Consider the following 11,672-nt stretch of genomic DNA (forward strand, 5'->3'; position numbering starts at 1 on the left):
TAGGATTACTCTAAGTACAAGATTAAGAAATATAAAAATCTTTTGGTGCATTATAAAAATAACATACTTACTTAACCTACAGACTGAATGATTATAATATAAACTTTATTGATTGTTAGGGTTCAGCCAACAGTAACTAATACATTTTATTTAAAGTATAGCCAATATAAAAAGCCACTTGTATAAAACAAGTGGCTTTTTGCTACGTTGAATACATTCGATAATTCACGTATTATTCCCATCAATATTATAACATAAATTATCTATCTGTTTAATATATTCTATATTACCGTATTACTCTTCCTACTTCTTCTATACTTAATCCGGTAAATTTTGCAATATCATTTAAAGGCATACCATTCTCATACATGCTACGAATCAATTGGATTTTTCCTTCTTCTAAACCTTTTTCCAATCCTTTTTCCATACCTTCTTCTAGACCTTCTTCACGAGCATGAGCTAATTTAGCTTGCTCATCAAGTAATAGCTTCTCACGAGCTTCATATGCGCTTCGGAAAGAAGAATCGTGACTCATATTTTCCCATTTATCCATCGCTTTTTGTAAAATTGGATCTTGATTCATTGCAATCTCCTCCAATGTTTGTGTTAAATGTTCATCTTCATGAGCCGGTAATAATAATACCCAACGAACAAATACATTTTCCCACGGGTTGACTTTTTCTTCCCGCCACTGTTTCACAAGCTTTGGAATTTCCACAAAATGAATTTCAATATCATCACTTAAAACACGTTGCTTTGTTGTATCCCACAACTGACCTGTCGTCTGAAATTCTTCATCTGAAGAAAATAAAATAAAATCCAATAAATTGATGGTGATGGTTTTTCGTAAGGCTCGATAAGGCATCCCCTCTTGCATTTGTGAAGTATATAATTTGCTCCAATAATATAAAGAGCGTTTAACCATATCATGCGTATTACGAAGTTGTATTTCAATATTCACTTGTGTTCCGTTATTCAATGTGGCTAGTAAATCTAAGATAGATAACTTGTCGTCTTCGTAAGCCTTGTGAAGGTGTGGGTCTTCCAATTGAAGAGATGTAATTGGTGCTTCTAGAGATTTTTCTAAAACCGCGTTTAAAAAACCCGTTAAGATATCCTCACTACCTTTGGTACCGAATAATTGTTTAAAAGCGAAATCAATTCGTAAATTTACTAATTTTGTGGACATGGATTCGTCTTCCTATCTTTCTTATTTCTTACCCCTATTTTATAAGATAGCCAGATGTGTTTGCAAATGTTCACAGTAAAATAAATTAGTTGTCATTACAAGAAGCTTGAACCGATTTCTTAAAGGTTTTAATCCTTAAACAGGTGAAAAAGCAACACTTTTTACTTCAAGAGTTTCTGCATTTGAACCTAGGAAAGAATTAAAAGAAGTTATTAAAGAACGCTTTCTCTTGTTTTTTCTATAAAAAGCTCTACGTATTCGGGACGAACCCCTGATTTCGAGACAAGGATCAAAACACCTTGAAAAAACACCTCCAAGTTATTGTTAGGTACTACATACCCATTTTTAACTTAAAGGTGTTTTTGATTTGTCTCAGGCTAAGGGGCAGCCTCTTCTTACGTAGAGCTTTTTGCTGAACTGTTTAATTAGGATCATTAACCATCGAAAGATTTATTTTACAATAAGCACTGGACAATCAACAGAATGTATTACTGTACGACTCACACTTCCTAAGAACATTCCTTTTATTAACCCTTTTCCCATACTACCCATCACAATTAAATCATATGGATTTTCTTTTACATACGATGTAATTTGTTTAGAAGGATCCCCTTCTAATGTATGGGTTTCATAGGGAACCCCCGCCTCAAGAAGAAGTCCATTAGCTGTAGATAGAATTTTATGATCCTCTTCCTCAATTAATTGATTTATCTCTACGTTATAAACAGGCTGCTGTAAATCTATAGGTTCATCATTAACATGTAGAATGACTATCTTTTTAGTACCTGCTATTTCAGCTAATTTAGCCGCATGTTGGAGAGCATGAATAGAAGGTTTAGACCCATCGAATGCTACTAAAATCTTGTTATACATATCAATTTTCACCTCATTAGTATATATTTTTCTACCTAATTAAGTATAAAAATAAAAGCTTGTTTTATTAATTTTCCTTAATGAATAAACCCATAAACATTGTAAAAAAGCTCTAGAGAAATCTTTTTGTTATTTACCTAAAAAAGCCTGCATCAAAATAGATACAGACCTTCGTCTTTTTACATGAAATTTCTTGTAATGATTTTCTTTATAAGTTCCTTTTACTAAGCAAATAAATAGATTTTCATTACAGGCAACGTTTTATGTTAACTTACTACTAAGTCTTCCAAATCTCATCAAACCGTCCATATTGTATACAGACGAGTACTCCTCTACACATTCATTTTTTATATAAACAGTGAATCACTTTTTTATTCAAATTTAAAGAATTCGTCCTGACAGAGGTCGCTTTTGCTCTCTATTTCGGCCAAATTTCTCCCTTTCATCAACAAGTACTAAGATTTTTCCTTCTTTGACTGAGTTACCATAGTATTCGGCTTCCTCTTTAGGAATACCTATTCCAACAAGAGCGCCTGTTAAACCTCCTACTCCTGCACCCGTTACAGTGCCAGTTAACGCAGCTGCAATTGGTCCTGCAGCAACAATTGGTCCTATTCCTGGAATAGCAAGTGCACCAGCTCCTGCTAATAAACCTGTTAGTCCTCCAAGTGCTCCACCGGTAAGTGCACCTGTTGTAATTCCATCAACAACTTCGGTATCTGTTTCTTCCGTTACTATATCTACCTCTCTACTATCCCTCCCAATTATGGAGATGTCACGTGTAGCATACCCCTGTGTTTTTAGGTCCTCTACAGCTGCAATGGCTTCTTGCTCTGATTTATATACTCCTACTACTCTTTTTGCAGTTCGTTCCATTTTTATCTCCTCCTAAATAAAGAATCACATCTTCGAATACGATAAAAGGTAGTGAAAGGATTATTTTTCAATCAGTAAATACTAATTGCTATCTTTTTTTCGTATATATAGCAACGTTCTTTTAATTAGGTTTATAAGTTTTAAATAAGTGTTAAAAACTAGTCTAATGCATTTTCTACAGTGTCTATTTGATGATTCATATCTGTTTTCTTATCTTTTCGATGATCAATACGTATGTTTGTGATAATTCGATCAGGACCACTTGAAATTGCCCCTTGGTGTATGTCTTTTGCTACTTGCCATAATTGTTCAAGATCTCCTTCTATTATAGTAGAGGTAGGTGTTACATCATAATGTAAGTCCTTTCCCTTAACCTTACGTACAGCATTAATTACTTCTGAACTAAAGCTTGTTGAATCTGTTCCAACAGGTATAATACTTATATCTAATAAAGGCATAGTATCTACTCCTTCCTCATAAGTGTGTACTTTTAATAGGAAAAGAAACTACTTATATACAGTCTCCTGACTTTTATTTATTAGGCTCAGCAGGAAGTGAGATGTCCTCAAGAGCTTTCCCTACTTTTTTATTTGAAGCATTATTTACTGCTAAATTACCCAAAGAAACCATTCCAATAAGTTTCCCATCTTCTACAATGGGAAGTCTGCGTATTTGGTACTGAGACATGATTTCTGCGGCTTGCTCTACAGAAGTGTGTTTTGTACCAGAAATGACATCCGTAGTGATCATTTCAGATATTTGTGTATTGGCATTAAGGTTATTGGCTAATCCATTTACAACTAAATCACGATCCGTTATTAATCCTATTAGTTTATCGTCTTCACAAATTGGAATAATCCCTACATCTAGCTTCTTCATCATAGTAGCTACCTCACCACAAGAACTTTTAAGGTTGCAGCTCTCAACATTTGAGGTCATTACTTCTGTTATATTCATAACAATTCCTCCTTTATTTAATAGCTGTCTTATTTCATTTCATTCCCGTACATCATCTTCCAAAACGTAATCCTGAGTTTTAATCCCTACAGCTTTAGATTTTAAAGAGAGGAAAGTAACTTAATAGATGACCTGAAACATAGGATGGAAGAACTTGCAGCAAGATTTTTAAAATTTATTATGAGTATAAAAATGATTTTTTTTTCTTAGAAATGGGTACATATTATTTAACTATAAAAGGAGGTTGTTTTATGAAAAATGTAAGAGTAGTAGAAAACGGAGTTCAAGCAAAAGAAGTAATTGAACAATTTCTAAATCGAGGATACACAAGAGACGAAGTATATTTATTAGCTCATGATAAAAATCGTTCTAAAGACTTAACGGAAGCCTTGGAGACGAACGATGTCGGTGTTTCAGAACAAGGAGCATTCGATTTAATGGCCAACGTTTTCCGATCCCGTGGAGATGAATTACGTTCTAAAATCCACTCTTTAGGGTTATCAGATGTAGAAGCTCAGCAATATGAAAGGGAATTAGATCAGGGACGTGTACTAGTAATTGCAACAAAAGCAGGTTAATGTCATAAATATATAAGAGGACCTACTAAGTAGGTTCTCTTTCATTAACCTTTGATTACATTCCCTTTAGTAAGATTAGATTATGACCATCGTTTTCACATACTGCATGGTTAAATCGGTTTATTTGTCACATTTGTTATCAGCTTTTAAAAGATTAAGGAGTTAATTTTCAGTTACATATTGAAAGAAAAAATGTGAAATTATTAATTTAAAAAAGCAAGATGAAGTGAACAAAAATTTGATAAAAGTCTCAGAGTCTCTTATAGCTATGTTAAAGCAACTTAAAGAAGAACCTGAGAATCCAGAAGCTTTGACTGCAGTTGCGGATTTGGAAGGCCAAAAAGAACAACTAAAGGCTAAATCAAAAAAGCTATCTGAAGAACTCGCTCAGTTATAAAAATGTATAGAAATAATTTGAATAAACGCCCAAAGAAACCTTATACAATATGTAAGATTTCTTTGGGTGTTTATATTAGGAACTACTTTTTATATGTTAAATCGTCATATAATGGCAAATTTGAAGTCTCTGGTTTAAGGGCTGAGCCTTTTACTAAAAACTTTAGAATATACGCATAAACATTTATCCTCGGATCTGGAAGGTTCCACGCTTTATGCACTGCTAATTTCGTCTCACCTTTGAAAAGATCGAGGGCGACTCAGTGAACCTATCCGTCTGGAACCCTTATTTTCCCTGCCATTAATACTGACGATAGGGTTTACTTATAGATAATTCTTAATGTCTCTTTTTACTCCACTTCGTTTATATCTGTTTCTTTTTCTCATAGAAAGAAGATAAATAAAAAGATTATTAAAAGAATGCTCGCAGGAAATATAAAGGACCGATGTGAGCAGAAAACAATTTAGCCAAGCTAATCAGGCCTTTCAATTTTATATTTAGTTAAATGATTTATAAGAGGTTTTTTCTTAAATACCCTTCGTTGTAAAGGAAAAACACCTCGTTCGTATCCTAACATAGCAATGATGGGTTACTCTAAATTGTTATGTTGGGTGGATAAGACTTCTCTCTCCCCCTTCCATTCCGTGAAAAATATAAGTGACTAGTCCAATACTCAACATATAAAAAAGAGTACATACTCTATAATCATCTACTCATCACCTACTGCGGAATTATTTAGTCTTACTTTGTGATTTTATGTAAGTTTAAAGGAAGTTTTGTAGAAAGTATTTCATTAATCAAAAAAGGATACCATAATATACCTAATGTTAATTTTTATAGAGAATTATTACAGTGGATAATGAATATAGTCTTTTGTGTTTTAGAATCAAATCGCTGGAGAGAAAAATCCAAGAATTGTGAAAAGGAACTTCTTAAAAGTGAAATTCATAGGGGCATTTTTTATTATGGGTCGAGGCGATAAACACTGACTTTAAAGTAAATAGATAGGACACATATACACACCTATCTAGTCGAATTTACCTATTTATTACATCAGTTTTACTTCGTTTTCATTTTCTTGTAACTGGCGGGTTTTATAATGAATTAGAATAGTTCGACAAGCATATAAAAGACCATTCTAAAAGTAGGCGGTGAAATAATGAGTAAACAAACCTACTCCGATATACAACGTAAAAAAAACTTGATTATAGACTCTTTAATTCATTTAGGAATCTATAAAAAAGGAAACAAGCAGCTTTATGAATTATCCTTACATGAGTTAGAAACAGAGTACCGAATAGTTAATTCGGCAATCAATGATCTGTCCTTCTAGATTTTTACTAATTGCAATTCATTTGTTAAAAAGGGAGGTAATCTATGTTTTTGAAAAAGCTAATCAAAAATGGATCAGTTACGGTTAATTATTATGAAAATGGGTCACTAAAAACGTGTAAAGGTCGTGTTTATAATCTTAACCTTTATGAACAGACACTGTCTTTAAAAGATGAAAAACAAAATATTTTTTTTATTCGCTTATCCGGTATTGAAGATATTTATTGATTTTAATTTAGTAAAAAGTTTTCTCGATTTCTTTTCAAATGGTCACTTTGTGTGTGTAAAGGGTTACTAGCTAGGAAACTGTACAGATAAAGAAATGCAATAAAAAAGGAGGAGGAATGATGGGAGAAAACAAACAAACATGGTCTGATTTTATTCAAAAGGACCGATTTGAACTGCATTCGTACCTTACTTATTTATTTAATCAATGTCATGATGAGAGTCCAAGGCAGTTAGAAGATGAAAATAATGGAGGCGACCTCACGTTTCTAATCCAAATGAATAGGTCGTCTATTGCTGTTATAAACCTTTTTTAATATATAGTAGATGCATCAATTAAGTTTATAATCGTATATAAGTAATTTTATGTGAAATTCAATTTTCACCCGTATAAAGCTTAGAGGGAGGAAGAGCTTGTGAATACAACTGTTAACGAGTTGTATGATTTTGGAATAGTTTTAAGGAGAAAGCTATTAAATAATAATCTTTATGCTTATTATTTAATTGGTGCAATGAGGAGAGAAAATCATTTTGATTTTTTATATTATTTTTTGACGGCAACTGTAGATAGTCAAACCCCTGTACCTGAACATGTCTCCAATGTTTTTTTGGAAATCCTTAGCGATAAAGAAAAATTGAGTGATCTTACTCCATTTGTCATGGGTCTGGTTGAAAAATAAATAGAATTAAAGATATATATACGTTTCCTCAGATGTCTAAATCCCTTTATTAAATACAGTCATTGTTTTTGGTGCTAGACATAAATATTGGCTTTGATGCGAAATAAGTCAGCTTGTTAATTAAGTATTATTTTTGCGCGGTATGGATTATATATTTTCGTTTGCAGTTTAATAAAATTTGAAATATATACCCAAATCATATGAATTAAAACTCCAACTAAAATTCCTGTCAAGCTACCTGCAATAGTTGTTATGCGAACCGGAAATAAAGAGGTTTTACAATATAACTATACAATTGAACAAACTAAAGGAGGCTATCTATCTTGAAAGCAACAAGCATTAAGTTTTATGAATTCGGAGAACCTCAACAAGTTCTACAAATAGAAAATAAACAATTGAAAGATCCTGGAGTTGGTGAAGTGCTAGTACGAATGAAAACTCGACCAATCAATCCCTCTGATTTAATTCCTATTAGAGGGGCCTATTCAAATCGGATTTCTTTGCCTGCCATTCCGGGATATGAAGGAGTTGGTACCGTAGAAGAGGTAGGTCCAGCTGTTTCTAAATGGTTTCTTGGCAAACGAGTATTACCATTACGAGGCGAAGGTACATGGCAGGAGTTTGTAAAAACGTCAGCTGAACTAGCCATTATCGTTCCAGATTATATAGAGGATTATATAGCAGCACAGCTTTATATCAACCCTATTACAGCATGGGTGATTTGTACGGAAGTATTAGCGTTAAAACCAGGGGATGACCTAATCGTAAATGCCTGCGGTTCTTCTATTGGTCGTATCTTTGCTCAATTATCCCGTATTTTAGGGTTTCGTTTGATTGCAGTAACGCGAAATAATATCTACACAGAGGAATTAGCTCAACTTGGTGCTTCATATGTAATTAATACAGAGATGACTCCACTCTACGATACGGTTATGGAACTGACGAATGGTCGTGGAGCTAAAGCAGCAATTGACTCTATTGGGGGACCATCTGGTACAAACTTAGCCTATTGTGTCAGTCCAAATGGAATATTTTTGACTATAGGTCTTTTATCAGGAATACCTGTCAATTGGGCAGAAATTATGAATAACAATAAAATAAATACAAACATATTTCATTTACGTCATTGGAACCAAAAAGTCTCTACACGTAAATGGCACGAAACATTTTATCAGCTTATACAATTTGTTCATGAGAAACAGTTAATATTAACAAAACCCCAAGTTCAATATCATCTTTCAGATATAAAAAAAGCTCTTAATACTAAAATTAAGGGCAAAATACTTTTAACTAGTTAAAAGTCAGGAATATTCTTTATAAAATGTAAACTAATAATATTAAGGTTGTCCCTTTAAACGGCCAAAGAATGTTTATACCCTTGGCTGTTCAGTAAGTTTCTTATTTATTTTTTGAATGGACAACAAGCTTACCGAAGTAACTACATAGTATCTAAAGAATTCCGACTCCATTACCTAATTGGTATCTATTTCGGTGGCGTAATACATTAACATTTGCGTAATTGAAGCTACTCTAAAAGAGTGGCTTTTTTAGAGGGATTTGAGGTTTTTAAGTCCAGATAATAGGTTAATATTTACTTATAAAGCAATTGAAGGATGTAGAAATGGAGGGGAGTAAATTGCCTAACAAAGAATATCCATACTATTTTATAAAGTTAGGTAAGTTATATTATGTAAATGAATCATGTAGAAATGTAAAAAGGAAAGAAATATCCAGTTACGAATTTACACATGATGAATTGGTCGCATTTCCCTTTGACACACAGTCCATTGCGAGACAAACTGCAGATGAATGTGGTGGTTATATTGTAGTTAGAAATGCTACGTTTGAGGATTATATTAGCCAAGGAGAACGTTGGAAAAAGTATATAGATTATAAAGAGAAAAATATATGGAAATTTTATAACGTTAAGTAAATAGTAAACTACTTTTACTATAATAATTTTTACATTTATAAAACTTGTAAAAAAAGTTTGTTTAAGGTAGGTAACACTGAACCAGAAGCTAATCTTATTTGGTCGATCATTACATTTGTTGTTTTTAATATCTTATGTAGAGGGAAAGAAGAAGCAACGAACAATGATAAGCTTATTGCTTAAATTAATGGAACCAATAAATAGGATGGGAGATGTAACATAGTGAGTGGAAATAACGATGCAAAAAAAATATTGGCCCGTACAGAAATGAAGCGAGACCACTTAGCTACATCGATTGCTGCAATGTATCTAGCTATAAAACAATAATTTAAAAGAGCAACCTTTAAAGGTTGCTTTCTTTATTGGACCCTTCACTAGTTATAGATAATGGCCTCACTTTTCCTTTATAAAAAAAGCAGGGCCGTCTAAAATGTTAGGTATTTTTTTCAAACGTTACAACATGTATTTCATTATCTATTAATTGAAAATATGTCTTTGAATATGATCCAATATAAATAGGTAATCTTCCTTTTTCGTTCTCCGTATAAACGTTATAACCCAACTCATCGACAGTCTCAAATCCGTAATACTCCTGCCCTTTTATAATATTCAAGCCTTCTGTCAAACCATCTAAGACACATATGATTTTTATAAATTCAATTTCTTTATTTTTTTCACTCATACTTCCACTCTCCCACTCAAAAATTTTCTGTATATTCAGAATTATATCGTTTTAAAAAGTGTTACTCCATACGCCAATCGACCCTATTAAATTAAATATCGATGTTTTTATGCAAAAACTGCAATCTCTAAAACTTGGATATGTACAAGAGGCCCATAAAAAAGGCAGCTTTTGTTCAATTATTCGAAGTTGAGACAAAAACTATTGCAGAATGGTTTGTGGATTGTTGGAATAAGGCAGACGGAAAGAGCATTACGTCACCTGCCAATTTTAGTTTTCATGATTATGATCGATGCTATGATTTACATAAAGACAAATGGATTACTGATGGGGATAAATGGGATGATTTAATTATGTTTTTATTCTTTTTTAAATAAAAGGTAGTGTTTTTTCACTTGAATGTCGATATGGAAAAAAGAGAAGGGTTTACTCTTCTCTTTTTTATTTGTCTCTGGTTACTTCTTTTTAAAATCTAGGACTTACAAGTTGCCATGCTGCCCATGATCCCCATTACGTTCCAATTTATATGTTGGGGAATTTTTGTTTCTATAAAAAATATAATATTCCAGGTACTACACAAGGTTGTAAAACTTTAAAAGTACGTAGAATAAATCCCTAACTTTCTTCCTTCCCACCTCCACGAAACGATAGCCGGTGAAAGGTATTGATATATACAAACAGTTCTTCCCCAGTTGTCTTTCTTGAATCAGCAATGAGGGGAAGGTACATGGCACGATAGGTTTCCGGCACCCAGACGTAGTGATGAACATATTCTGTGAGAAGGAAGCCACATGATTGCCAAAAGCCGATACGCCTTCTATTATCTAGTGTTTCCTTTGACTCCACCTCAATAATTAATTTCTGATATCCCTCAGCAGCTGCTTTCTGTCGTAGGTAATCAACAAAATGTTTGCCAAGTCCATGTCCTCGCTCTTTTTCAGATACTGCCAAATAGTCAATGATCAACACCTGATCGGATACAAGCTTCCCTGTGAGAGACATAACAATTGGTATTGACTTGTTATATCCTACATGAAGCTCGGCAATTCCTTGTGCAAACATATTTTTGATACTCTTAACCGATTTAGCCCCCTTATCACCAAATGCCTCCAAATAAAGAGGACTCGAGTTCTGCCAAAGTTCATCGTCCCATGTGCAAATTGTTCTAATTTTCACAATGTTTTCTCCTATCTAACTTATTGTTCTAATTTTAAACCAGATAAATTGCACCTGATCCTTATACCTTCTATTTTGCCAATGAAGTATCTTTTTATCTCTCGTCTAATTTATGAAAAAGGTAAACAACTGGACAAGCTCCAGCATATAAAAACCATCACTTCTTACGTAACCATCTACCCCTTACCTACTGCAGTAAGGGTTCTTTGTTATTTTGGGAGTGGACAGGCAAGCTTACTGCAGTAGCTACATAGTATCTAAATAAATATAACCCCATTCCTTAATCAGTATCTAGCTCAGTATCACTACCGCGTTAATACAAGCTGTATACGCCTCGTGAAGCCCTTCATGGAATCTGTAAGGGAGCTGAGCCGAAGAGGCGAAGGGGGCGACCGGATGCGTTGAGCTGAAATAACAGGTACATAAAAGACAAAAAAATAAAAAGAATGAAGGCAGGTATTAACATGAGAAAAACACAAAGGTTTCTTTTTCGAAAGATCTTTTCTCCACCTCTCAAACCATGTCTCACGAGACGTCGTCCCTTCAGGGCTTATTCCTTTGTTCCGTTTAGTCCACTCGCCATGCTTGACCCCACTATTTTGACCCTGGGAGGCATTGTCTTAGGAATTGCCATCATCGAACGAATTTTAGATCGATGGGGTGTGATTGATCTTGTGGATCAGTTTGCGAAAGTCATGCGCTTTATCTTACCTGTCACCTTCTATAGCGCCTTACTTTACTTTTTTGCGACCTTTATGTTTTGAGGAGGAATGT

At 33.7% G+C, this 11,672-nt stretch carries 16 protein-coding genes; 9 read left to right on the forward strand and 7 right to left on the reverse strand.

The window, feature by feature from the left end:
• Positions 1-286: 286 nt before the first annotated feature.
• From ACLHDF_RS24295 to ACLHDF_RS24315, 5 genes are all read right to left on the reverse strand, one after another.
• Complete coding sequence (locus ACLHDF_RS24295; protein ID WP_413921148.1) at positions 287-1,189, reverse strand: Rpn family recombination-promoting nuclease/putative transposase; 903 nt, start codon at positions 1,187-1,189, stop codon at positions 287-289.
• A 450-nt stretch (positions 1,190-1,639) separates the two neighbouring features.
• The gene (locus tag ACLHDF_RS24300) at positions 1,640-2,062 is read right to left on the reverse strand and encodes a universal stress protein (RefSeq protein ID WP_413921149.1); all 423 of its coding nucleotides are present in this window, start codon (positions 2,060-2,062) and stop codon (positions 1,640-1,642) included.
• A gap of 381 nt (positions 2,063-2,443) precedes the next feature.
• On the reverse strand, positions 2,444-2,938 hold the full coding sequence (locus tag ACLHDF_RS24305) for a general stress protein (protein WP_413921150.1): 495 nt from the start codon (positions 2,936-2,938) through the stop codon (positions 2,444-2,446).
• A gap of 158 nt (positions 2,939-3,096) precedes the next feature.
• The gene (locus tag ACLHDF_RS24310) at positions 3,097-3,396 is read right to left on the reverse strand and encodes an MTH1187 family thiamine-binding protein (protein ID WP_413921151.1); all 300 of its coding nucleotides are present in this window, start codon (positions 3,394-3,396) and stop codon (positions 3,097-3,099) included.
• A gap of 73 nt (positions 3,397-3,469) precedes the next feature.
• Positions 3,470-3,895, reverse strand: a complete 426-nt coding sequence (locus ACLHDF_RS24315) for a CBS domain-containing protein (RefSeq protein WP_413921152.1) — start codon at positions 3,893-3,895, stop codon at positions 3,470-3,472.
• 251 nt (positions 3,896-4,146) lie between these two features.
• Here ACLHDF_RS24315 and ACLHDF_RS24320 point away from each other — a divergent pair, with 251 nt between their 5' ends.
• The 8 genes from ACLHDF_RS24320 (at position 4,147) to ACLHDF_RS24355 (ending at position 9,040) form a co-directional block, all read left to right on the forward strand.
• Positions 4,147-4,473 carry a general stress protein gene (locus ACLHDF_RS24320; RefSeq protein WP_034656345.1) on the forward strand — a complete coding sequence of 109 codons (327 nt, stop codon included), beginning with the start codon at positions 4,147-4,149 and terminating at the stop codon, positions 4,471-4,473.
• 226 nt (positions 4,474-4,699) lie between these two features.
• Positions 4,700-4,870, forward strand: a complete 171-nt coding sequence (locus ACLHDF_RS24325) for a hypothetical protein (protein ID WP_413921153.1) — start codon at positions 4,700-4,702, stop codon at positions 4,868-4,870.
• Between the two features lie 1,159 nt (positions 4,871-6,029).
• The gene (gene fbpA, locus ACLHDF_RS24330) at positions 6,030-6,203 is read left to right on the forward strand and encodes a Fur-regulated basic protein FbpA (RefSeq protein ID WP_413921154.1); all 174 of its coding nucleotides are present in this window, start codon (positions 6,030-6,032) and stop codon (positions 6,201-6,203) included.
• A 44-nt stretch (positions 6,204-6,247) separates the two neighbouring features.
• Positions 6,248-6,430 carry a YolD-like family protein gene (locus ACLHDF_RS24335; protein WP_413921155.1) on the forward strand — a complete coding sequence of 61 codons (183 nt, stop codon included), beginning with the start codon at positions 6,248-6,250 and terminating at the stop codon, positions 6,428-6,430.
• A gap of 119 nt (positions 6,431-6,549) precedes the next feature.
• Positions 6,550-6,744, forward strand: a complete 195-nt coding sequence (locus ACLHDF_RS24340) for a hypothetical protein (protein WP_413921156.1) — start codon at positions 6,550-6,552, stop codon at positions 6,742-6,744.
• Between the two features lie 99 nt (positions 6,745-6,843).
• Entirely contained in the window at positions 6,844-7,107 is a 264-nt protein-coding gene (locus tag ACLHDF_RS24345) for a hypothetical protein (RefSeq protein WP_413921157.1), read from the forward strand.
• 323 nt (positions 7,108-7,430) lie between these two features.
• Complete coding sequence (locus ACLHDF_RS24350; RefSeq protein ID WP_413921158.1) at positions 7,431-8,405, forward strand: zinc-dependent alcohol dehydrogenase family protein; 975 nt, start codon at positions 7,431-7,433, stop codon at positions 8,403-8,405.
• A 338-nt stretch (positions 8,406-8,743) separates the two neighbouring features.
• Positions 8,744-9,040, forward strand: coding sequence for a hypothetical protein (locus tag ACLHDF_RS24355; protein WP_413921159.1), 297 nt, complete (start codon positions 8,744-8,746; stop codon positions 9,038-9,040).
• Positions 9,041-9,473: 433 nt separating this feature from the next.
• On the opposite strand, the gene ACLHDF_RS24360 is transcribed toward ACLHDF_RS24355, so the two are convergent.
• Both ACLHDF_RS24360 and ACLHDF_RS24365 read right to left on the reverse strand, forming a co-directional pair.
• Positions 9,474-9,722: a hypothetical protein gene (locus tag ACLHDF_RS24360; protein ID WP_413921160.1), complete on the reverse strand. Its 249-nt coding sequence runs from the start codon at positions 9,720-9,722 to the stop codon at positions 9,474-9,476.
• A 615-nt stretch (positions 9,723-10,337) separates the two neighbouring features.
• A complete protein-coding gene (locus ACLHDF_RS24365; protein WP_413921161.1) occupies positions 10,338-10,898 on the reverse strand; it encodes a GNAT family N-acetyltransferase in 561 nt (186 codons plus the stop codon).
• Positions 10,899-11,362: 464 nt separating this feature from the next.
• On the opposite strand from ACLHDF_RS24365, the gene ACLHDF_RS24370 reads away from it, so the two are divergent.
• Positions 11,363-11,662 (forward strand): hypothetical protein, encoded by a 300-nt coding sequence (locus tag ACLHDF_RS24370; protein ID WP_413921162.1) that lies wholly within the window; start codon positions 11,363-11,365, stop codon positions 11,660-11,662.
• Positions 11,663-11,672: the final 10 nt, after the last annotated feature.

The sequence above is a fragment of the Priestia megaterium genome (assembly GCF_046599315.1).
GTDB lineage: Bacteria > Bacillota > Bacilli > Bacillales > Bacillaceae_H > Priestia > Priestia megaterium_F.

Excerpts from the sequence above, each read along its gene's own strand:
- ACLHDF_RS24295 (WP_413921148.1), bottom strand. The coding sequence starts at position 1,189 with ATGTCCACAAAATTAGTAAATTTACGAATTGATTTCGCTTTTAAACAA.
- ACLHDF_RS24300 (WP_413921149.1), bottom strand. The coding sequence starts at position 2,062 with ATGTATAACAAGATTTTAGTAGCATTCGATGGGTCTAAACCTTCTATT.
- ACLHDF_RS24305 (WP_413921150.1), bottom strand. The coding sequence starts at position 2,938 with ATGGAACGAACTGCAAAAAGAGTAGTAGGAGTATATAAATCAGAGCAA.
- ACLHDF_RS24310 (WP_413921151.1), bottom strand. The coding sequence starts at position 3,396 with ATGCCTTTATTAGATATAAGTATTATACCTGTTGGAACAGATTCAACA.
- ACLHDF_RS24315 (WP_413921152.1), bottom strand. The coding sequence starts at position 3,895 with ATGAATATAACAGAAGTAATGACCTCAAATGTTGAGAGCTGCAACCTT.
- ACLHDF_RS24320 (WP_034656345.1), top strand. The coding sequence starts at position 4,147 with ATGAAAAATGTAAGAGTAGTAGAAAACGGAGTTCAAGCAAAAGAAGTA.
- fbpA (WP_413921154.1), top strand. The coding sequence starts at position 6,030 with ATGAGTAAACAAACCTACTCCGATATACAACGTAAAAAAAACTTGATT.
- ACLHDF_RS24335 (WP_413921155.1), top strand. The coding sequence starts at position 6,248 with ATGTTTTTGAAAAAGCTAATCAAAAATGGATCAGTTACGGTTAATTAT.
- ACLHDF_RS24340 (WP_413921156.1), top strand. The coding sequence starts at position 6,550 with ATGGGAGAAAACAAACAAACATGGTCTGATTTTATTCAAAAGGACCGA.
- ACLHDF_RS24360 (WP_413921160.1), bottom strand. The coding sequence starts at position 9,722 with ATGAGTGAAAAAAATAAAGAAATTGAATTTATAAAAATCATATGTGTC.
- ACLHDF_RS24370 (WP_413921162.1), top strand. The coding sequence starts at position 11,363 with ATGAGAAAAACACAAAGGTTTCTTTTTCGAAAGATCTTTTCTCCACCT.